The organism is Exiguobacterium sp. s5, from assembly GCF_018618075.1.
GTDB classification, from domain to species: Bacteria; Bacillota; Bacilli; order Exiguobacteriales; family Exiguobacteriaceae; genus Exiguobacterium; species Exiguobacterium mexicanum_A.
This window is the reverse complement of record NZ_JACSLK010000004.1, coordinates 52,433-72,229: the sequence shown is the minus strand read 5'-3', so window position 1 is coordinate 72,229 and position 19,797 is coordinate 52,433. Positions and strand designations below refer to the sequence as shown.

At 54.0% G+C, this 19,797-nt stretch carries 22 protein-coding genes; 7 read left to right on the top strand and 15 right to left on the bottom strand.

Annotation, left to right across the window (positions count from 1 at the left end; translation table 11 throughout):
* Positions 1-6: 6 nt before the first annotated feature.
* Complete coding sequence (locus KNP60_RS09465; RefSeq protein WP_034780399.1) at positions 7-420, bottom strand: hypothetical protein; 414 nt, start codon at positions 418-420, stop codon at positions 7-9.
* 142 nt (positions 421-562) lie between these two features.
* Here KNP60_RS09465 and KNP60_RS09460 point away from each other — a divergent pair, with 142 nt between their 5' ends.
* Complete coding sequence (locus KNP60_RS09460; RefSeq protein WP_034780397.1) at positions 563-1,399, top strand: aldo/keto reductase; 837 nt, start codon at positions 563-565, stop codon at positions 1,397-1,399.
* Between the two features lie 37 nt (positions 1,400-1,436).
* Here KNP60_RS09460 and KNP60_RS09455 read toward each other — a convergent pair whose 3' ends face one another.
* The 4 genes from KNP60_RS09455 to KNP60_RS09440 all read right to left on the bottom strand — a co-directional run bounded on the left by KNP60_RS09455 (position 1,437) and on the right by KNP60_RS09440 (position 4,544).
* Complete coding sequence (locus tag KNP60_RS09455; RefSeq protein WP_138860202.1) at positions 1,437-2,255, bottom strand: MetQ/NlpA family ABC transporter substrate-binding protein; 819 nt, start codon at positions 2,253-2,255, stop codon at positions 1,437-1,439.
* Positions 2,256-2,280: 25 nt separating this feature from the next.
* The gene (locus tag KNP60_RS09450; RefSeq protein ID WP_214797355.1) at positions 2,281-2,943 is read right to left on the bottom strand and encodes a methionine ABC transporter permease; all 663 of its coding nucleotides are present in this window, start codon (positions 2,941-2,943) and stop codon (positions 2,281-2,283) included.
* On the bottom strand, positions 2,936-3,682 hold the full coding sequence (locus KNP60_RS09445) for a methionine ABC transporter ATP-binding protein (RefSeq protein WP_214797354.1): 747 nt from the start codon (positions 3,680-3,682) through the stop codon (positions 2,936-2,938). Before KNP60_RS09445 ends, KNP60_RS09450 begins: the two co-directional genes overlap by 8 nt.
* A gap of 115 nt (positions 3,683-3,797) precedes the next feature.
* Positions 3,798-4,544: a hypothetical protein gene (locus KNP60_RS09440; RefSeq protein ID WP_214797353.1), complete on the bottom strand. Its 747-nt coding sequence runs from the start codon at positions 4,542-4,544 to the stop codon at positions 3,798-3,800.
* Positions 4,545-4,679: 135 nt separating this feature from the next.
* Here KNP60_RS09440 and KNP60_RS09435 point away from each other — a divergent pair, with 135 nt between their 5' ends.
* Positions 4,680-5,108: a MarR family winged helix-turn-helix transcriptional regulator gene (locus KNP60_RS09435; RefSeq protein WP_214797352.1), complete on the top strand. Its 429-nt coding sequence runs from the start codon at positions 4,680-4,682 to the stop codon at positions 5,106-5,108.
* Between the two features lie 106 nt (positions 5,109-5,214).
* Entirely contained in the window at positions 5,215-5,739 is a 525-nt protein-coding gene (locus KNP60_RS09430; RefSeq protein ID WP_131472030.1) for a CarD family transcriptional regulator, read from the top strand.
* A gap of 89 nt (positions 5,740-5,828) precedes the next feature.
* Here KNP60_RS09430 and mqo read toward each other — a convergent pair whose 3' ends face one another.
* Positions 5,829-7,328, bottom strand: a complete 1,500-nt coding sequence (gene mqo / locus KNP60_RS09425) for a malate dehydrogenase (quinone) (protein ID WP_214797351.1) — start codon at positions 7,326-7,328, stop codon at positions 5,829-5,831.
* A gap of 162 nt (positions 7,329-7,490) precedes the next feature.
* Between mqo and KNP60_RS09420 the strand changes: the two genes are divergently transcribed.
* Together KNP60_RS09420 and KNP60_RS09415 are read left to right on the top strand one after the other, a co-directional pair.
* Entirely contained in the window at positions 7,491-7,961 is a 471-nt protein-coding gene (locus KNP60_RS09420) for a DUF2691 family protein (RefSeq protein WP_251131379.1), read from the top strand.
* Positions 7,962-7,993: 32 nt separating this feature from the next.
* Positions 7,994-8,524, top strand: a complete 531-nt coding sequence (locus KNP60_RS09415) for a histidine phosphatase family protein (RefSeq protein ID WP_214797350.1) — start codon at positions 7,994-7,996, stop codon at positions 8,522-8,524.
* 70 nt (positions 8,525-8,594) lie between these two features.
* Here KNP60_RS09415 and KNP60_RS09410 read toward each other — a convergent pair whose 3' ends face one another.
* The 4 genes from KNP60_RS09410 to KNP60_RS09395 form a co-directional block, all read right to left on the bottom strand.
* Positions 8,595-9,458: a DegV family protein gene (locus KNP60_RS09410; protein ID WP_214797349.1), complete on the bottom strand. Its 864-nt coding sequence runs from the start codon at positions 9,456-9,458 to the stop codon at positions 8,595-8,597.
* An 89-nt stretch (positions 9,459-9,547) separates the two neighbouring features.
* On the bottom strand, positions 9,548-10,060 hold the full coding sequence (locus KNP60_RS09405) for a methylated-DNA--[protein]-cysteine S-methyltransferase (RefSeq protein ID WP_214754464.1): 513 nt from the start codon (positions 10,058-10,060) through the stop codon (positions 9,548-9,550).
* On the bottom strand, positions 10,047-10,946 hold the full coding sequence (locus KNP60_RS09400) for a DNA-3-methyladenine glycosylase family protein (protein WP_214797348.1): 900 nt from the start codon (positions 10,944-10,946) through the stop codon (positions 10,047-10,049). Before KNP60_RS09400 ends, KNP60_RS09405 begins: the two co-directional genes overlap by 14 nt.
* On the bottom strand, positions 10,903-11,490 hold the full coding sequence (locus tag KNP60_RS09395; protein WP_214797347.1) for a bifunctional transcriptional activator/DNA repair enzyme AdaA: 588 nt from the start codon (positions 11,488-11,490) through the stop codon (positions 10,903-10,905). Before KNP60_RS09395 ends, KNP60_RS09400 begins: the two co-directional genes overlap by 44 nt.
* A 195-nt stretch (positions 11,491-11,685) precedes the next feature.
* Between KNP60_RS09395 and KNP60_RS15510 the strand changes: the two genes are divergently transcribed.
* Positions 11,686-12,813: a lysylphosphatidylglycerol synthase domain-containing protein gene (locus KNP60_RS15510; RefSeq protein WP_251131378.1), complete on the top strand. Its 1,128-nt coding sequence runs from the start codon at positions 11,686-11,688 to the stop codon at positions 12,811-12,813.
* Positions 12,711-14,183 (top strand): phosphatidylglycerol lysyltransferase domain-containing protein, encoded by a 1,473-nt coding sequence (locus KNP60_RS15505; RefSeq protein ID WP_251131377.1) that lies wholly within the window; start codon positions 12,711-12,713, stop codon positions 14,181-14,183. Before KNP60_RS15510 ends, KNP60_RS15505 begins: the two co-directional genes overlap by 103 nt.
* 45 nt (positions 14,184-14,228) lie before the next feature.
* Here the strand turns inward: KNP60_RS15505 and KNP60_RS09385 are convergent, their stop codons facing one another.
* The 5 genes from KNP60_RS09385 to KNP60_RS09365 all read right to left on the bottom strand — a co-directional run bounded on the left by KNP60_RS09385 (position 14,229) and on the right by KNP60_RS09365 (position 19,768).
* Positions 14,229-16,619 (bottom strand): carbohydrate binding domain-containing protein, encoded by a 2,391-nt coding sequence (locus KNP60_RS09385; RefSeq protein ID WP_214797346.1) that lies wholly within the window; start codon positions 16,617-16,619, stop codon positions 14,229-14,231.
* A 243-nt stretch (positions 16,620-16,862) separates the two neighbouring features.
* The gene (gene tnpB / locus KNP60_RS09380; protein WP_214797345.1) at positions 16,863-18,035 is read right to left on the bottom strand and encodes an IS200/IS605 family element RNA-guided endonuclease TnpB; all 1,173 of its coding nucleotides are present in this window, start codon (positions 18,033-18,035) and stop codon (positions 16,863-16,865) included.
* A gap of 138 nt (positions 18,036-18,173) precedes the next feature.
* Positions 18,174-18,746 (bottom strand): DUF1349 domain-containing protein, encoded by a 573-nt coding sequence (locus KNP60_RS09375; RefSeq protein WP_214754476.1) that lies wholly within the window; start codon positions 18,744-18,746, stop codon positions 18,174-18,176.
* A complete protein-coding gene (locus KNP60_RS09370; RefSeq protein WP_214754478.1) occupies positions 18,718-19,260 on the bottom strand; it encodes an NUDIX hydrolase in 543 nt (180 codons plus the stop codon). The genes KNP60_RS09375 and KNP60_RS09370 overlap by 29 nt, the downstream gene beginning before the upstream one ends.
* Positions 19,261-19,273: 13 nt before the next feature.
* Positions 19,274-19,768: an LURP-one-related/scramblase family protein gene (locus KNP60_RS09365; RefSeq protein ID WP_214797344.1), complete on the bottom strand. Its 495-nt coding sequence runs from the start codon at positions 19,766-19,768 to the stop codon at positions 19,274-19,276.
* Positions 19,769-19,797 lie beyond the last annotated feature (29 nt).

Here is a 19,797-nt window from a genome sequence, read left to right as displayed (position 1 = left end):
GCGTCCTCACATTGGAGGACGCGTTTTTATAATGTCTCCCGAGTCTGGTAGAAACAAGATTTTGTCTCCAGAATCGATTTCAAACAAGTAGACGCGATTCGGTCGAAATGGGTTCCATCCCCTGTCCGATACACCGAGATCATTCACATATGTCACGTTCTTGTGTTCTCTTTTCAAAGTATGTTCCGCCTCGGTGACTGAATAACTCGGCAACCCAAAGTAAATCGCTCCAGCAATCAATAATGAAAAGATGACTCCCATTCTTATCCGATATCGGTTTTCTAAACTCTTTAGGCCAATCAACGCCACGATAATCATACTGGTCGCCGTTCCAAACGCCGCCGAGTTTCCATACCAAGCCTCATTGACGAACATCATTCCTCCAATGGCCAATATCCCGAACATCCACCACCACTTCATCCCCATCACCTCATGTCAATTATCCCAAAAACAGGAAAATAGGCAACTCCATTTTAATTAACTCCGACCGATTCAAACGTTTGATTCCCCGGGAAAGTGGAATATCGGACAAGAGAACGGATTTTGAATGAGGAGGCATTTTATGAACATCCCAACAATCAAACTACATGATGGCTACGAGATTCCGGCCATCGGGCTCGGCACCGTCTATTTACGAGGTGAACCGGGCGTCGACGCCATCACAAGCGCCATTCGCAACGGCTATCGTCTCATCGACTCGGCGATTCGCTATGACAATGAAGGTGCCGTCGGGGAAGCCGTCCGACAATCGGGTATTCCACGTGAGCAACTGTTCTTGACGTCGAAGCTTCGCGCCCAATACTTCGACTACGACGATGCGCTCGAGATGATTCGTGAGTCGCTTTATCGGGCGAACCTCGACTATTGGGACTTGTTCCTGTTGCATTGGCCGAACCCGAAACAAGACAAATACGTGGAGGCGTGGCGCGCACTCATCCAAGCGAAAGAGAACGGGTGGATCCGCTCAATCGGCGTCTCGAACTTTATGCCTGAGCACCTCGACCGTTTGATTGAGGAGACGGGTGAGACACCGGTCATCAACCAAATCGAGCTCCACCCATACTTCTCCCAAGTGGAACAGCGTCAAGCTGACAAAGAGCGCGGCATCATCACTGAGGCATGGAGTCCGTTGAGCCGAGCCCGGACCGTCACGCATGACGAGACGATTGCGGAACTAGCAAGACAAAAAGGCAAGACCGTGTCTCAAGTCATTCTGCGTTGGCACGTCCAACTCGGTGTCATCCCGCTCCCCCGTTCGTCGAGCGAGTTGCACCAAAAAGAGAACCTCGACGTCTTCAACTTCGAATTGACCGAGGACGAGATGGAGACGCTCAACGCACTGACGAAGCCGGACGGCCGTATCGATAATCAAGACCCGAGAGAATACGAGGAATACTAAAAAAAAGATTGAGCCGTCTGGGCTCAATCTTTTCTCGTTAAAACGCCGGAATCGCCGTTTCTTCGTAATTCTCTTCCAAGAACGCGCGGACTTCGTCACTTGTGAGTGCTTCTCCGAGTTTCTGGATCGCTTCTTCATCTTTGTTGTCTTCACGAGCAACAAGCGTGATGGCGAAGTCGTTCTCGACACCTTCCGTCAAGAGAGCATCGCTCTTCGGCGTCAAGCCGAGTGGAGCCGCGTAAGCCGGCGTCATGAGGACCGCATCGACGTCATCATACGCACGCGCGAGCATGAGCAAATCGACTTCCTCGAACTTGAGGTTCTTCGGGTTTTCGGTGATATCGGCTTGCGTGTAATACGAACCGTTCTTCTCACCGAGCTCGATCACATCGTGTTGCGCAAGCAACGAGAGCGAGCGGTCGATGTTCGACACGTCGTTCGCAATGGCAATCGTCGCGCCTTCCGGGATATCGTCCATGTTGTCATACTCTTTCGAGTAGACACCGTAGTTGGCGAAGTAAATCGGTTCGATTGGGACGAGGTTGGCGTCATTGCTGCGGTTGAACTCTTCCATGTACGGGACGTGTTGGAAGAAGTTCGCGTCGACTTCTTTTGCTGCGAGCGCCGTGTTCGGTTGGACGTTGTCACCGAGGACGACGATTTCGAGCTCGATGTTGTCTTCTGCGAGTTGCTCTTTCGCGATTTCAAGCATATCCGTCATCGGTGGGATGAGCGATGCGACTTTGAGCGTCTGCGGCTCGTTTGACGGGGCTTCCGTCGTGTTCGTTTCTGAATCGTTCCCACACGCCGCGAGGACGAGTGTGAGTGAGGCGAAAAGCGCCATTAATTTTTTCATAAGTTCTCCTTCTTTCTGTAGGTAATTAGCGTTTGTCGATGAGCCGGGCCACCGTCGTACCGGTGAACTGAATCATCTGGACGAAGATGAGCATGATCAAAATCATGTACATCATCAGCTCCGTTTTGAACTGTTGATAGCCATAGCGGATGGCAAAGTCGCCGATGCCACCGCCCCCGACCACCCCCATGATGGTGGAGTACGAGATGAAGCTAATGATTGACGTCGTCAGCCCGAGGACGAGACCGGAACGGGCCTCGACGTACAAGAACTTGAAGATGACGTCTTTGATGGACGCCCCCATCGACACGGCCGCCTCGACGACGCCACGCGGTACGTCAAGGAGTGACTGCTCGACGAGTCGCGAGTAATGGGCGATGGCAATGATGGCGAGTGGCACGGTTGCCGCCGCCGTCCCAATGGCCGTTCCGATGATGAGCCGCGTAAATGGAATCAAAAACACGACGAGTAATAGGAACGGGAACGAGCGGACGATATTGACGATCAAGTTGAGCACGGAGAAGACGGCCCGATTCTCTAACAGCTGTCCTTTTCGTGACAAATAGAGCCACGTCCCGAGCGGCAGACCGAGCAGGACGGCCGCGAGAATCGAGACGCCGACCATGATGAACGTCTCCCCGATCGATTGCCAAATCTCAGTCTGATATTGCAGGAGCACCTCAGGCATGTGGTTCACCTGCCTTCTTCAGTTGATCGACGAACCAGGACGGATTGTCGTCGATGTCTGCAACCCCGCTCGGAATGACGTCAATCGTCTCATACACCGAACCGTCCGTCATGACGGTCACGCGGTCGCACACTTGTTTGATGACGTCCATCTCATGCGTCACGATGACGATGGTGACGCCGAGCCGCTCGTTAATCGACTTCAACACGCCGAGCACTTCGGCCGTCGTGTTCGGGTCGAGCGACGACGTCGGCTCATCACATAACAAGACGTGCGGTTCGTTCGCGAGTGCCCGGGCGATGGCGACGCGTTGCTTTTGACCACCGCTTAGTTGCGCCGGATACTTGTCTTTGAACGACTCGAGCCCGACGAAACGTAAGCACTCGAGCACCCGGGCCTCATGCGTCGAGCGCGGTCGGCCGGCCAGCTTCAGCGAGGCGGCCACGTTGTCATAGACGGTCTTGTTCGCGACGAGATTGAACTGTTGGAAAATCATGCCGATGACGTGGCGCTTCTCGCGTAGCTGTCGATTCGACAGGCCCGTCAATTCGTCCCCATCGACCGTGACTTGCCCTGTATCCGGTGTCTCGAGCAGGTTCATCAACCGGAGCAACGTCGACTTACCGGCCCCGCTCGCGCCGATGATGCCATATACCTCACCCCGCTCGATTTGAAGCGAGACGTCACGGACGGCTAAGTCGCGGCCGAACTGTTTGCTGACATTCGTTAACGTGATCATAGACGGTTCCTTTCTCTCATGGGAAAACTGGGTCAACCTCGTACCCCATTTTAGCGAACTAAAGAAAACTTGTCAGGTGAGGTGCTTCACAAAAAAAGAACCGCACGGTGACGGCTCACTTCAGCGGATGCTGTTTGAAATGGTCAGCGATATGACGGCGCATCGATTCACGATTTTCGGCAAAGATTCGATGCCGATGGCCGTTCCCCCCTGATGGATGGGGAAATCCGCTCACGACGCGTTCTGGCGCGATAATGCCCTTGTCGACGAGCGTCTCGACGGCCCGACGGACGTTAATCCCCATCGGCAAGATGAGGGCGTCCTCGAGGACGGCCATCTCGTCGGCGAAGCTGCCTTCGACATAAGACCGGAACAAGTCCGTCTTCAACATATCTGGACTCGACCCGTTGTAGTTCTTCCCTTTATAGAAGACGGGATACGGTAGCACCGCCGTGTTCTGCACGAGATGGTTCGCCTCGCCAAATAAGTCGAGCGTCGTCGGGAGACCGAGGTGGTGATGCAACTCCAAGTCGTCGAGCATCGTCACCAAGTTCTTGCGGATCGGTCCCGAGAAACTGCCCCGTTGCTTGACGGCTCGGAGTGCCTCCTCGTCGGGCGCGTCCGCCAAATCACGGATCGCCTCGAACGATTGCCGCATTTGATACAGTCCCGGCGTAATCCCGGCGATGACGACTTTGGCCTGCGGGTTAACGTATTCGAACGGAGCGTAATAAATCGTCAGTTGTTTGTTCGGATCCTCCTCGAGTAAGAACGGTTCACTCTTCAGTGTCGCTTCCCCCAGGTCGGGCAGTTCGAGAATATGTTGTTTATAGCGTTGAAACAAGTCAGTACGTGTCGGCATGAAAGTCCCTCCTCTGTTTTTCTGTTCCCTAAATCAGTAAATCTTATCGGAGGATGACGATCTCGTTTGCGCATTGACGCGACACATCGGCTTTTGTATAGTTAGGAACGACAAAAACGAATAGGAGTGACCAATTTGACTCCAACAGAACCGAAGACACGACTCCTCGATCTCCTAAGCGAGCGTCACGACCAAATCCGTCGCATCAGCGAACGGGCTTGGAACGAGCAACACGATATCTACATCTCCAACTCCGAATGGTACGTGCTCGCCCGCATCTATAAGACGAAGCCGACCATTGCCGAAGTGACGCGCAACGTCCACATCTCCCGTCAAGCGATCCATAAGCTCATCAAGAACTTGAAAGCGAAAGAACTCGTCACGGTGACCGATCATCCGACGAGCCGAAAAGATAAATGTATCGAGCTGACCGAGCTCGGGGTCCGTTGCTACGAACAGAACGAGGCACTGAAAGCCGAACTCGAACAAAAAATAGCCGATTCACTCGGTGACGACGCGTTCCGACAACTGAAAATGTTGTTGAAAGCCGACTGGAATTTGTAATCTCTCCTAACGATTGGGAGGGATTTTTTTGTGTCATATCTCACCTCAAATGTCAACCGAGTTGACATTTCGTGTCATGAACTACTATACTTGATGAAAGGAAGAGGTGATCGATTTGTTCAAAACTGGTGATTTAATCATCTATTCGACCCACGGAGTTTGCCGCATTGACGACATTTCCGACATGACGGTCGCGGGTGAGACGAAGTCGTACTATACGCTCCATCCCATCAACAACGCACAGAAGTTGCAAATCAGTATCCCCGTCGATAGTGATAAAGTGATGATGTTGACGCTCCTTGAAGCGAAAGAAGCAAAAGAGATCCTCGAATCGTTCCGCTCGCCGGGTGTCGAATGGAATCCCCATCCGAACAACCGCAATCGCGAATTCTTGAACGTCGTACACTCGGGTAACCGTCACGACATCGCTCAAGTCATCAACACGCTTGCTCGCCGCCAAAGCGAAGCTATCTTGTTGAACAAAAAGTTATATGAACAGGACCGTAAGATTCTAGAGAACGCTAAAACGATCCTCGTGAAAGAACTTTCGCTCGCGCTTGAATTGTCGGAAGAAATTATCGATCAACAAATTGCTGCTTATTTGAGCGAAGAACCTGTCGCCACTACTTGATTGGCCCCTTCCGTGCGAAGAGGTCTTTTTTTTATGCAAAAATCAAAAAGAAAAAGCGAGAATATGAACATATCCTCGCCTGTACTCGCTTAATTGTGGACGACGCCTTTTTCTTTCAAGCCGAGCGCCATTGCTGTCGATTCGTGAATCGTCTTGAACAATTCCGGGTGATCGGAGAGTGAGACGCCATAAGACGGCACCATCTCTTTGATTTTCGGTTCCCATTCCGGCATCCGGTTCGGGAAACACTGCTCGAGCACTTTTAACATGACGTGCACGGCCGTTGAGGCACCCGGTGACGCACCGAGCAGCGCTGCGACCGATCCGTCTTCGGCGCTGACGACTTCCGTTCCGAACTGGAGCGTCCCTTTGCCGTCCGGCGTGTCTTTAATAACTTGAACCCGTTGTCCAGCGACGACGATTTCCCACTCCTCGTTCTTCGCGGTCGGGATGAATTCGCGGAGCTCGTCCATCCGTTTGTCATGCGACAAGAGCACCTGTTCAATCAAATATTTCGTGAGCGGCATCTCTTTCGCCCCAGCCGCGAGCATCGTCACGACGTTATACGGTTTGACCGATTGGATGAGGTCGAGGTTCGAGCCCGTCTTCAAGAACTTTGGCGTAAAGCCGGCGAACGGTCCGAACAACAACTCTTTGCGCCCTTCGATAAAGCGTGTGTCGAGATGCGGCACCGACATCGGTGGTGCGCCGACTTTCGCTTTGCCATATACTTTCGCATGGTGCTGTTCGATGACGTCACGGTTCTTACAGACGAGGAACAGACCACTTACCGGGAATCCGCCGATATGCTTCGACTCCGGGATGCCTGTCTTCTGAAGGAGCGGCAGGCTGCCGCCACCGCCGCCGATAAACAGGAATGGCGCCGTGTGCGTCTCGATTGTGTTCGCCTGAATATCCTTTACCTTCACTTCCCACAGCCCGTTCGCCAACCGTTTCACGTCCTCGACGCTATGCTTGTAATTGACTTCGACACCTTGGCCGGTCAGATGGTCAAACAGCATCCGTGTGAGCGCACCGAAGTTGACGTCGGTACCTGAATCGATTTTCGTCGCCGCGATCGGCTCATCGACGGAACGTCCTTCCATGACGATCGGCATCCAGTCACGGAGTTGTTCTGGGTCATCCGATAAAACCATCCCTTCAAACAACGGATTATTTGTTAGCGCTTCCAAACGTTTTTTCAAAAAGCGGACATCGTTCTCGCCTTGGACCATACTCATATGTGGAATCGAACGGATGAACGCTTCCGGCTTTTGAATCAAACCTTTATTGACGAGATGCGCCCAAAACTGACGCGAGATTTGGAACTGCTCGTTCACGTTGATCGCTTTCGAGATGTCGAGCGTGCCATCCGGCTTCTCAGTCGTATAGTTCAACTCACAGAGAGCCGCATGTCCCGTCCCGGCGTTGTTCCATTCGTTCGAACTCTCTTCCCCTGCACTTTCGAGCTTCTCAAACACTTTGACTTCCCACTCTGGTACGAGCTCTTTAAAAAGCGACCCGAGCGTCGCACTCATGATACCGGCACCAATCAAAATGACGTCTGTTCTCTTTTGAACACTGCTCATGAAAACCCCATCCTTCTCCCCTGGATTTGTGTATGAGACGATTCGGTAAATCCCCATTCGCCGACTCGCCCCGTTTATAATTGTTATATTGATTATAACGCTTTTGTGATGTTTGATAAGGGTTAAGTACGGATTTCATCCATGAAACTTTTGAAGGGGGGAATGCAATCCGTGAAGCGCGGCATCCGTTTTAAAATCCCGAATACATACGGACGCTTTCTGGCCGACATGTTGAGTCCCATCGATTTCACCTCTTACAGCTGGTTCGTCGGTGGTGAGGAATCGTATCGTGTGAAGGACGGCGATCTTGATCACCCGTTGTTTCCTGAAGAGACCGAGATGGACGGCGAAACGTTTTCTCATTTGATTCATCAGGATGAGCACTATCTCATCTTCGTAAATTTAAAGGCCTTTTCAAAAGGACCGGTGAAAGACATTGAGACGTATGAGGTGTTTCGTGAGAGCCATTGTGAGCTCGCCCTGCTCATCGTCGACTCCACGTTCGTCGATATTTACTGCAAGGACGAGCCTCTGCTTGAATCGCTTTATCAGCATGCTCTCGCGTGCGGATATGTGTACGTCTTTTACATGACTGACGCCAACGATACGAGGACGAGTTTGACCGTCTGGTAAGCACCCAACCCTACAACGAAGGAGGATCCATTATGTCTACGTTCTATCTCATCCGTCATTGCTCGGCGACTGGCCAAGAGCCGGACGCCCCGCTCACCGAGGCCGGCGAACAGCAGGCACTCGCCCTCGCTGACTTCTTTCAAGACGTTCCTGTCGACCGCATCATCTCGAGCGACTATACGCGAGCCATCGCCTCGATTACACCGCTCGCCGTATCCAAGCAGCTGACCATTGAGACAGAGCCGAAGTTGCGCGAGCGCATCCTCTCGCTCGAACCGCGCGATGATTGGTTCGAGCTGCTCCGTCATTCGTTCTCCGACGCCTCGTTCCGTCTGGCCGGCGCCGAGTCAGGGCAAGATGCGACTGACCGGATTCTGAGCGTCATCGACCATCTCGACGACGTAACCGGCGCGACGATTCTCGTGACGCACGGCAATTTGCTCGCGCTGCTACTCCAACATGTGGATAACCGCTTCGACTTCGACACGTGGCGTACACTTAGCAATCCCGACGTCTATCGCCTCGACATTGTGGATAACTCTTGGTCCGTGGAACGCGTCTAGACCGTCCCTGCCTGTGGATAACGTTATCCACAGAAAAAGCCGTCTCATTCACGAGACGGCTTTCGTTTTTTTATTTTTCCACAAAGAACATCGAGATGGCTCCGAGGCCGACGTGCGTCCCGACCGAGACGCCCATCTGCATAAGGTAAATCTCACCTTCGAAGTCGGATTCGGCTTGAATCTTCGCCTTCAAGTTCTCGGCAATCTTTTGATCCGACGTATAGCCGATGATGACGAAATTGGTGATGTCCTTGTCGCAGCGTTTGATGAACTCGTCCGTATAGTGCTTGAGCACTTTACGCGTTCCCCGTTCTTTCGCGACGATGGCCCCTTTGCCGTTCTTCATGCTCATGATCGGTTTGACCATCAACAGCTTGCCGATGATGGCGCTAGCATTCGAGATACGACCGCTTTTAATCAAGTGATCCAAGTCGTCGACCGACAAGAAGTGCTTCACTTTCATCTTGTACTTCTCGTTGAAGTCGACGAGCTCCTCGAACGTCGCCCCGGCTTCACGCATCTGGGCGCTCTTCATTAACAACCAGCCGCTCCCGTGGCTCATCGAACGAGAGTCGACGATATGAATTTTCACCGTCGAATCAGGATGTGCCTCTTCGAAATATTCTTTTCCGAGCACGGCCGATTGATACGACCCGCTCGTCCCGCTCGACATACAGATGCAAAGAATCTCGTCATGTCCGCTCTCGACGGCCTCTTCCATCAGCTTCATAAATGTTGCTGGGCTCGGCATCCCCGTCGTCGGGAATTCCGGTAGCGCTTCCAACATTCCGTAAAACTCATCGGGCTGGATGTCGACACGGTCCTCATACGATTTATTGTCAATCGTGATGATGAGCGGTGCGACGCCAATCTCATATTTTGCTAAAATCTCATCGGATAAATCGCAAGTTGAATCTGCTAGTAATTTAATCATAGTACCCTCCAAAAATTGCTCCTGAGTGACGAGAATCGTCCTAGACCACTACGTCGATTCAGACGTCACGATAGGACTTCTCCATTGTATCAGATATGGAAGGGTAGATGTTTTTTTACCAGGCCTGAATATGCGTTGGCTTGCTCGTGTCGAAGCAGCCATTCCTTTCGCCAGAGGCCGCCCGCATAGCCAGTCAACGTCCCGTTCGATCCGATGACGCGATGGCACGGGAGGACGATGCTCAACCGGTTGCGCCCGTTGGCACTGCCGACGGCCCGCACGGCGCGGTCCCGGCCGAGTGTCACGGCCAGTTCGCGATACGAGGTCGTCTCGGCGTATGGAATCATGACCAGCGCCTGCCACACTTCCTGTTGAAACACCGTCCCCTCGACTTCAAACGGGAACGTGAACGATTGGCGACGTCCGTTGAAATACTCCTCGATTTCTCGGTGGCACGTAGTCAACACGTCCGGCGTCATCTCCTCCGCTTCAAAGCGGACATCATCGCGTTCGACGAACAGGATGGAGCGGATGGCCGTCTCTGTCCCGACCATCTCTAGAATGCCAATTGGACTCACATAGTCCAGTCTATACGTCTCCATACAATGACCTCCATAAATAGAATGTGGCGTACGCTTCCCACCCGGCAAAGCGTTCCCCGTACTGCCTCACTTCGTCTGCCGTCAATTTGTCGTTTCGCCCGAGGTGATGCTTCAACGCCTGATGCAGACCAGCGTCCGCAACCGGGAACGCCGTCGGATCTTGGAAACACTTCATCCGGACATACGCGGCCGTCCACTCCCCGACACCGCGTAAGCTTAACAACCGTTCATGCATCACGTCGGGTGGCTCGCTGCGTAACTGCTGTTTCGACAATCGTCCGTCCGTCATCTCCTGGGCGATGCCGATGATATATTCTGCTTTTCGGGTGCTGAATTGGAGCGGTCTCAGTTCACTCGGATCGAGCAGCGCGATCGTCTCTGGGGTCGGGAAAGCCCAGTACGTCACGTCGTCCACTTCCCGGGATGGTCCATATTGCTCGACGAACCGTCGTTTCAGCGTATAGGCGAACGAGAGTGTGATCTGTTGGCCGATGACGGCCCACGTGAGCGCCTCGAACAAGTCCGGGAACCCGATCAGGCGCAGCCCCTCGTACTCTCGGACGAGCGGACGCAACAGTTCATCCGTCTCGGCCATCCGTACGAACGCCGCGACGTCTTGGTCGAGGTCGAACCAGTCGCGGACGTAGCGCTCCACGTGTTTCTGTTCCGAGCTCGTGATGTCGTCTTCCGGGAACGCGATGACGAGGCCGTGAGCCGTCTCCATGATATCCCCTAGCAGCAATCGTCCGTCCACATCGAACAGCTTCGAGACGGACGTTTCGCGGGCCACATGCATCACTTCATCGTTTGAGCGTCGTAAAAATAGCAGACATTGCTGAAAATCAAACGGAGCGGTGACGTGAATCTCGAACGATGAGCGGCTCATCGGCTTCCCCCTTTCGATACACGCTCGGTGAACATCCCTTTAGCCGTCGGAAGACGCGATAAAAGTTGGATGGGGTTTGAAAGCCGACCTCATAACAGATGGCGAGATTGCTCATGTCCGTCGTCCGCAAAAGATGGGCCGCCTTGTCGATGCGAACCTTTTCGAGCAGACGGCGCGGCGTCTCGCCCGTCGCTTGGGTGAACGTCCGCTCGACATAGAACGGGCTCAAGTTGACGTGCTCGGCAATCTCCTCGAGCTTGAGCGGTCGTTTGTAATGCGTGAGCACGAACGCCGTCACGTCATGGACGAGCGCGCTCGCCGGACTACGGTCGACCTCGGGCTGACATCGCTTGCACGGCCGAAAGCCGGACGACTCCGCTTCCGCTTTCGTCTCATAAAAATCGACATTCTCCCGCTTCGGCTTCCGCGAGCGGCACGAGGGCCGACAGTAAATCCCGGTCGTCTTGACCGCGGTATAAAACTGTCCGTCATACGCCGCGTCACAGGCGAGCACTTTCTCCCACTTCTCTTCAAACGTCAGCATCTCAGTCCACCCCCTTTGTTCCAATGTATCAGATTGATTTTCGTTCACTCGTCCTGTTTCTTGCCCTTACAGTCTACATTCCCGCGATTCACGAATCTCATTGATTTTGAATCCGTCTCCCCCTTTGACTCGTACTATGATTACGCGACTCGATTGAGTACACTTTAGCTAATCAAGTCAGAAGGAGTACATACGATGCAAAAGCGATTTTCCTGGAAACAACTGAAATGGTTGCTTCCATTCCTATTGATTGGACTGATTCTTTATCAGAGCGGCCAGGAGCTCCAAAACCTGTCTCTCGCCGCGGCGTTTCAAACGTTAGAGGCGTTGACGGGCTTTGAACAAATCGCCTTGATCGGACTCGGCCTCGTCGCCGTCTTGACGATGACCGGATACGACTACTTTTTACTGCGCTCGCTCGACGTCCATATCCCGCTCTCGAAGCTGCTTCGCGCGGCATGGATCACTAACGCGATGAACGGCATGATCGGGTTTGGCGGCGTCATCGGCATCGCGCTCCGGACGTCGCTGTATCGTCCATATACGGACACGTTGCGTTTGCTCCGGGCCATCGGTTGGATGACCCCGACGCTCATCAGCGGCTTGTCGTTGCTTGCCGCAGGCGTGCTGCTCGGGCTCTTCCCAGCTAGCGCGCTCACCGAAACGAAACAATGGATTTGGCCCGTGCTCCTCGCGACACTCGCCGTCCTACCGCTCTATATCTATGTGACGCGGAAGCGTTCGAACTTAGATTGGTCGACATTGCTCGGCTATATCGCGACGTCGCTCGCCGAATGGGTGACGGCCGGACTCGTCGCCTTGTATGCCCTGCATTTGCTCGGAGGCGAAGCACCGCTCGCGGCCATGATGGGCGTCTTCATCGTCGCGACCATCGTCGGGGTCGTCTCGCTCGTCCCGGGTGGTGTCGGTTCGTTTGATCTATTATACCTCGTCGGGATGACCCAGCTCGGCATCGACCAAGAGATCGTCTTATCTTCTTTGATCGTCTATCGCTTCGTCTACTTCATCGTCCCGTTCATGATCGGCCTATTCTTGGCGGCCCTCGTCTTCGGGGACCAGGTCGTCAAACAGATCGAGTATAAACCGATCATCGGGTCGTCCTATGAAATCGGGACCGTCGTCTGGCGCATCGTGTCGCGCACACTCGCCAAGACCGGACGGCTCGCCGGAAGCCTGATCGCATTGATGCGAGCCTCGTCTTGTGGTTCCAGACGCTGTTACCGAGCGTGTCACCGCTCTATTCGACCGCCCTCTGGTTACAGTGGGTTGGCACGCTCGCGCTGTTCACGGCCGGTCTGTTGACGCTACTGACCACGTTCGGGATGTACATTCGGACGAAGCGTGTGCTCTGGCTCGTCGGGGTCGCAGTTTTCATTGCCAGTATCGGTGTCATCGCGCGCGGCTTCAATCTGTTTGAAGCGTTCGTCGTCGGTGGGTTCGCCTTGTTTGTCTGGTTGACCCGGACCCAGCACAAACGCTATCGCTCCATCGTGACCGTCAGCCGCTTCGTCCGCAACGTCGCCTATGTCGGCCTCTATGTCGGTACGCATGCGTTCCTGCTGCAGTCGTTCAGTCAGACCGACACGATTTTCTTCGATCCGGAAGCTGCCGCCGCGTTGAGCATCGCCGCCGTCGTTTTGTCCGGACTGCTGTTGATTGGCATCTTCACGCTGTTCAACCGGTTGAAACGTCCAAAGCTCGGCACGTCGTTTGAACCGTCCCGCTTCGCGGCGTTTCAAGCCACGCATGCGACGACGAGCGCGTTCGACTTGGCCTATATGAACGACAAACTCGTCTATTATGGGCCGGACGACGAGGCGTGTCTCTTGTTCGCCGTATCTGGCAATCACGCCATCGTCCTCGGGGATGTGCAAGGAGCGCGAGACGCCGCGTCACACCTATTGCTCGCCTTTATCGAAGAAACGGACCGGCTCGGCTATATCCCGCTCTTTTATCAAGTCACCCCGGACTGGATGCCGCGCCTGCACGACGCCGGTTTCACGTTCTTCAAACTCGGTGAAGAGGCGACGGTCGACGTCGCCACGTTTTCGCTCACTGGTAAAAAGCGCGCCAACATGCGCTCGCTCCATAATCAATTCACGAAGCGGGGCTACACGGCCGACATCGTCATGGACCCGTCTTCCGAGCTGATTGCGTCATTGCGCGGCATCTCGGATGATTGGCTCGGTAATCGAAGTGAGAAAGGGTTCTCGCTCGGCTTTTTCAACGAGCAGGCCTTGTCCCACTATCCGGTCGCCCTGCTTCGTGACGAGACGGGACAAGTCGTCGCCTTCATCACGTTGCTCCGCGGTAGTGACACTGTCTCCATCGATTTGATGCGCTCTCACGGTGACGCCCTGCCCGGATCGATCGAAGTGCTGATTCTGCATGTGATCGAGTGGGCTCGGGCCAATGACTACGCCCATGTCGGTCTCGGCATGGCACCGCTCGCCTCGGTCGGTGAGCAACCGTTCGCGTACTGGCCGGAGCGAATTGCGGCTGACATCTTCGAGAACATCAGTTACATCTATCCGTTCAGTGGACTCCGTCAGTTCAAACACAAGTTCAAACCGACGTGGGAAGCCAGATATTTGGCCATCCGCAAGCGACGGAAGTTACTCCCGTCCTTGCTGCGGACGGCGCGGTTGATTAGCCGAAAAAAAGTTCAATGACAAAAAGGAGCGTCTCGACATCATCGAGGCGCTCCTTTTGTTCCGTTATTTCGTTGTCACGCTAACGTTATCAATCGTCACATCGTGCGCACCGAGCGGCGAGCCGTCCGTGCGGCCGAGCAAGAATTTCATCGCTGTCATGTCCGTCTGGCCCATCGTGAGCTCGAACTCGTACGACTTCGTCTCAGGAGTGACTTGGACGATTTCGCTCAAGTAACGCGTGTACGCCGCATTCTCAATCGTCACTTCCATGTTACGGGCCACTGTTGATTTGGCGTCAAAGCGCACGACGTACGTTTGACCTGCATGTAACTCGAGACCGCCCTGTTCCATGAGCACGCTCCACGGCTCTTGTCCTTCTTGTGTGATCGACAACTGAGCCGCCTCATTCACCGCTTCGACCGCCGCTTGGGCGTCAAAGTGGACGTATGAGCCCCAATGCGTCAATCCTTCAGCGAACGAACCGTTTTTGAGCGGCGACGGGTCCACTTCGACCGGTGTCACATCCAACAACTGCACGTCATCGAGCGTAATCGTCCCTTTAGCCGAACCAAGGACGAATTGAAGTTGGCTCAACAAGTCTGTTTCTTGATCCATCGTGAACGGGATTTCAATTGATTGGAAATCGCGCGTCAACGCCACGTCTTGGAGCGGGAGATACGCGTCCCCATCCAAGCTGTTCAAGCCGACTTGAAGCGATTTGATGCGTTCCGATTTCGCGTTGAAGCGAAGCACGTACTCACGGCCTTCCGTCAATTGAATGCCGTTTTGGACGAGCGTTGCCGGTTGCCCTTTCTTCGCGTTCGTCACGAACTCGAAATGACGAGCTTCTTCATCAACCGTGCCCGTGCCTTTCGTTGCGCCTGGGTCGAACTGCCAGTACGTCAACCGGTCCATCGCCCCTTGATCGAACGTGCCGTTATAGACGTGGTTGCCGTCGCCGAGCGCTGGTTTCGTCGCATTCGGGTCGAGCGCTTCACGCGGTGTCTGTTCGACGCGGACGTTCCCGATTTGAACGCCTGCCGTGCTGAGGCCGACGTTGAACTCGAGGCGTGCCGCGAGATTCGTGTCTTCCGTCATGTCGAACGTCATCGAATACGTTTGGACGTCGGTCGTCAAATCGAACGAACCTTCATCCGAATATTTGGCGTAGCCGCGGTCTGGTCCGCCGCCGACTTTGACAGCAATCGAGCGGGCCGAGTCTGCACTCGCGTCGAACGTCACTTTGTAGTGACCGCCTTTACCGAGGGATACGTTTTGAATCAATTGGTGCGAGTACGGCTGGCTGCCTGCTTGCGTGATCGAGATATCCGCGAAGCGTGAACCTGCCTGCTCAATCACATCGATTGATCCGGCCCCACCGAAGTCCGGTAGCGCCACATAGTTCCAATTCACTGGATCGAGCGCCTGCGAACCGTTCGTCACGGTCGTGATCGGCTCATTATAGGCTTGGTCATAGACGAGGTTTCCGTCTTCAGATGGTTGTTTCGCTCCATCCGGAAGTACAATCGTTTCATCCGTATACACCGGTTCGACCGCTTCGCGATAGTCGCGGTTCTTCAAATCGAAGACGCGAACGTAATCGACTTTCATGTCAGCCGGGAACGGTGTCGTCGCATCGACGTCCCCATCAAACCAGCCGCCAACGGCCAAGTTCATAATCAAATAGAAGTTTTGGTCGAACGGTGCCGGATAGCTGTATTTCGTCGCTTGGTTCAACCCTTTCGAGTACCAATCGTTTTGAGTCTGATACAATTTCCCGTCAACGTACCAACGCAACTCGCCTGGCTCCCACTCGACCGCATATGTATGCCATTTGTCGATGCCGTCGCCTTCTTCAAAGTGGTAGTCTTTGCCTGTATATTTATTGTTCGGCCAGTTCTCGCCGTAATGGATTGTGCCGGCGACCTTGTCAGGCTGGCTGCCCCATGCTTCCATGATGTCGATTTCACCAGACGCGGCCCAGGCGCCGTAGCGGTCCTGTTCCGGCAACATCCAGAACGCTGGCCATAACCCTTTGCCGGTCGGGAGCTTCGCACGCATCTCATAACGGCCGTACGTTTGACTGAACTTGCCTTTGGTCGTCAACTTCGCTGATGTGAAATCGTATGACCCGAGTTCGTCTGTCACTTGTTCTTTTTTGGCACGGATGACGAGGTTCCCGTCTTCTACGAAAGCGTTTTCGTTTTTGTCCGTGTAAAATTGTTTCTCATTGTTTCCCCACCCCGGTGTGACCGGCGTGCCTTCGGCGTCTTTTAACCAGTTCCCCGTGTCAAAGTTCCATTTCGTTTGGTCGATCTCTGATTTGTTGAACTCATCCGACCAGACGAGCTTCCATTTCGTGTTGTCTTTTTTCTCCGGTTTTTCGGCAGAAGCGCCTTGTGCGGCTGATAAGACAAGACCGGTCCCGAGTGCAAGTGCGACCCATTTCTTCATTACATTTCCTCCCTTGGCATGAATGAAGGCAGGGACGACACAATCGACCTTGCCTTTATTGAGTGACGTACAAATTGAAACCGCTTTCCGAAAGCGCTTTCGTTAACGCCATTATAAATTTTTCCATGCCTCGATTCAACCATTTTCTTAAAGTGAAATGAAAATGACTTGAACTACCCCCACCTACGCTTCGCTTGGAGGTGGAGGATTCCTGGGTCATCCGGTCTGACGACCGGAACCTGATCAGGCTAGCCCCGTCGTCCCGACGGTTGAAGAGGCCAGGATGTGCTCGGCCTCGCGTTTGAGGTTCAGTCCTGCGTTCACATCGCGGTCGTGATGAATCCCGCAACCCGGGCATGTCCACTCGCGCAGACCGAGATGCTTCACGTCCTTGTGTCGATGGCCACAACTCGAACAGAGCTGGCTCGAGGCGAACGTTTTTCCGACCTTCACGACGGTCTTGCCGTACCAGTCCGCCTTGTATGCGAGCATGCGGAAAAACGCCGACCAACTGACCTCGGAGATGGACTTGCTCAGCCGGCGATTTTGTTGCATATCCTTCACCAGCAGGGTCTCGATGCCGATGACGTCGTGGTTTTTGACGATCTCGGTCGATACCTTGTGCAGGAAGTCGGTACGTCTGTTGGTGATCTTCTCGTGGATGCGGGCGACCTTGCGCTTCTGCTTCTGGTAGTTCTTCGCCTCGGACAGCTTGACGTTCTTGTTCAGGGCGATGAACCGACGCCGCGACAGCTTGCGCTGCTCGCGGGCGAGCTTCTTCTCGAGCGAACGGAAGTGTCGGTCGTTTTGGTACACCGTGCCGTCGGACAGGACGGCGAAGTTTTTGAGTCCGACGTCGACGCCGACGGTTGAGCCGGTCTTCGGCAGCTCGTCGATCACCTGCTCGACGCATAGGGAGACGAAGTGTTTGCCCGTCGCGTTCCGGCGGATCGTCGCGCTAATGATCCGGCCCTCGACAACCCTGGAGTTGGCGAACCGGACCCACTTCAGCTTCGGCAGCTTGAGCTTGTTCCCGACGATCGACACCTCAGGAAGTTGAGACTTGCCTTGGATGTTGGTTTTGTAGGATTGGACCGGGTTCCGTTTCGACTTGAACCGGGGCCGTCCGTTCTGTCTCTTGAAGAAGCGGTCGCACGCCTCGGCCAGGTGCTTGACGCTCGCTTGGACAGAGGTGCTATCGACCTCCCTCAGCCAGTCGAACTCTTGCTTGAGTACAGGGATTTTTTTCGAACAGGAGCCGTAGGACAAGCCTTTTCCTGTCGCCTCGTAGGTCTCTTCCCACTTCGCCAAGAAGTGGTTGAAGACGAAGCGTGAACAACCGATCGTCTTGGCGATCAGGACCTCCTGCTCTCTTGTCGGATAGATCCGGAATTTATACGCTTTATGCTTCAACAAGATGTTCACCTCCTCTAGGTATTTATACCCAAAAGAGAGGTTGGCGATTCATAGCCCACTTTCACTAGGGCTTCGCCCGCGACGTTTAGAAGCGGGAGTATTCTCGCCTAATTTTGATAAAAAGCATCGACTGATGACTCAAGTCGTTGCTTCCGTAACGATCCAATCTGAAATCGTGACCGTGAATCCAGGCGCCTCCGTATCCGGACTACAGGCGTACGGTCCGACGCGTAACGTCGACACGTCGTGGAGATGGGCAATCCGCAACTGCTCACGCGTACCATCCTCGTATTCGAAGAACACCTCGATATCCCCATCTGTATAGACGAGTTCGAACGTCAACCGTCCTTGTATGTCCTTGTTCGGGAAATCGCGCGTTGACCAATCCGAATAACCAAAGGACGTGACGACGGCCCCGAGGTGTGACGGTCCGTCCGGGATGTACTCGACGGACGTCTTGAGCCAATGGTCGTCGTTGACGTACAACAGGATGCCGGCCTGATCGAATGTATGGCTCGGCCCCATCTGAATCGTCGCTCGGCACGTGAAGCGTTCGGCCGAAACGTCCGTAACGAAAGCGTGCGCTGTCATCCGGTTGAAGCCGTAATGGGTGTTCCGCCAAAAGTCGGTGTCTGGTAACGTCTGGAACGTCAGGCGCTCACTTGCATTTACTTCATCCGGTTCATTGATCCACGTGTACGGCTGCCACATGATTGATTCCTCCCCACTGTCCTCGCATCGCGAACAATAATGGAATCATCCCCTCGTGATATGGGATGAATTCACCTGAACGGATCATGTCGAGGATGGTCCTCTCATCCGCCCACTGCACGGCCTGCACTTCTGATTCCTGAAGCGTCAGGCTATCCAAATCGACTTCAGCCTCGACGAGATAGATGTCGTCGAAGCCTTCGTCAAAATTGACCGTCAAATGCGGTCGCGTCTCCGATAAATCTAGTCTTAGCCCAATCTCTTCTTCAAGCTCGCGCATCGCCGCCTGTTGGCTCGTATCGCCGACCGTGGCGCTGCCCCCGACGGTGATGTCCCACATGTTCGCCCAACCGTCCTTGAACGGCTGGCGTTGCTGAATCAACATCTGTCCGTCCTTGTTGAAGATGCAGACGTGGATGACGAGGTGATAATCACCTATCTCGAGACGGTTGCCTCGTTGCCACGTCCGCCCCGTCTTCTTACGGTCCACATCATATACATCCCAAAACTCCATCGTTCCATCCCCTTTATGTCGCCGCGCTAGCACCTGCGGCTTGGTCTGACTTCGCACAATCGATGGCGACGACGATTGAGATGAGCATGTGCTCCATCGTCTCGTCCATCACTTGAATCTCGTAACTGTCACCCCATGACAACCATTTCTTTTGGACGCTGCCGATGACTTGGCCGTTCTGCATCACTTGGAAGTCCATGTCCCACCAGTTGCCTTGCACATCGATTCCGGCCGCATCAATCGTATAACGCGGTTTGAATAACGTAAACTCTTTCGAAATCGTGACCGTCTCTTGGCCTTCGACGTCGACATAGAACTTCGGCAAGAAACTGAACGTCTTTTTCGTGATTGTGGTAATCTCATGGCCGTCTTTGTCCGAGATGGTAAACGACTTCGGAAGCTTCATGAAGCTTCCTTCGACGAAATACAAATCGTTCTCATCCGCATCCTTGATGGTGAAACGTCCGCGCAGGCTGAAAACCTTTTGTTTCATGTAGAGCGTGTTCATCGTCATCCCTCCGATTGTGTGTGGTACCA

Excerpts from the sequence above, each read along its gene's own strand:
- KNP60_RS09465 (WP_034780399.1), bottom strand. The coding sequence starts at position 420 with ATGAAGTGGTGGTGGATGTTCGGGATATTGGCCATTGGAGGAATGATG.
- KNP60_RS09460 (WP_034780397.1), top strand. The coding sequence starts at position 563 with ATGAACATCCCAACAATCAAACTACATGATGGCTACGAGATTCCGGCC.
- KNP60_RS09455 (WP_138860202.1), bottom strand. The coding sequence starts at position 2,255 with ATGAAAAAATTAATGGCGCTTTTCGCCTCACTCACACTCGTCCTCGCG.
- KNP60_RS09450 (WP_214797355.1), bottom strand. The coding sequence starts at position 2,943 with ATGCCTGAGGTGCTCCTGCAATATCAGACTGAGATTTGGCAATCGATC.
- KNP60_RS09445 (WP_214797354.1), bottom strand. The coding sequence starts at position 3,682 with ATGATCACGTTAACGAATGTCAGCAAACAGTTCGGCCGCGACTTAGCC.
- KNP60_RS09440 (WP_214797353.1), bottom strand. The coding sequence starts at position 4,544 with ATGCCGACACGTACTGACTTGTTTCAACGCTATAAACAACATATTCTC.
- mqo (WP_214797351.1), bottom strand. The coding sequence starts at position 7,328 with ATGAGCAGTGTTCAAAAGAGAACAGACGTCATTTTGATTGGTGCCGGT.
- KNP60_RS09420 (WP_251131379.1), top strand. The coding sequence starts at position 7,491 with ATGCAATCCGTGAAGCGCGGCATCCGTTTTAAAATCCCGAATACATAC.
- KNP60_RS09415 (WP_214797350.1), top strand. The coding sequence starts at position 7,994 with ATGTCTACGTTCTATCTCATCCGTCATTGCTCGGCGACTGGCCAAGAG.
- KNP60_RS09410 (WP_214797349.1), bottom strand. The coding sequence starts at position 9,458 with ATGATTAAATTACTAGCAGATTCAACTTGCGATTTATCCGATGAGATT.
- KNP60_RS09405 (WP_214754464.1), bottom strand. The coding sequence starts at position 10,060 with ATGGAGACGTATAGACTGGACTATGTGAGTCCAATTGGCATTCTAGAG.
- KNP60_RS09400 (WP_214797348.1), bottom strand. The coding sequence starts at position 10,946 with ATGAGCCGCTCATCGTTCGAGATTCACGTCACCGCTCCGTTTGATTTT.
- KNP60_RS09395 (WP_214797347.1), bottom strand. The coding sequence starts at position 11,490 with ATGCTGACGTTTGAAGAGAAGTGGGAGAAAGTGCTCGCCTGTGACGCG.
- KNP60_RS15510 (WP_251131378.1), top strand. The coding sequence starts at position 11,686 with ATGCAAAAGCGATTTTCCTGGAAACAACTGAAATGGTTGCTTCCATTC.
- KNP60_RS09385 (WP_214797346.1), bottom strand. The coding sequence starts at position 16,619 with ATGAAGAAATGGGTCGCACTTGCACTCGGGACCGGTCTTGTCTTATCA.
- KNP60_RS09375 (WP_214754476.1), bottom strand. The coding sequence starts at position 18,746 with ATGTGGCAGCCGTACACGTGGATCAATGAACCGGATGAAGTAAATGCA.
- KNP60_RS09370 (WP_214754478.1), bottom strand. The coding sequence starts at position 19,260 with ATGGAGTTTTGGGATGTATATGATGTGGACCGTAAGAAGACGGGGCGG.
- KNP60_RS09365 (WP_214797344.1), bottom strand. The coding sequence starts at position 19,768 with ATGAACACGCTCTACATGAAACAAAAGGTTTTCAGCCTGCGCGGACGT.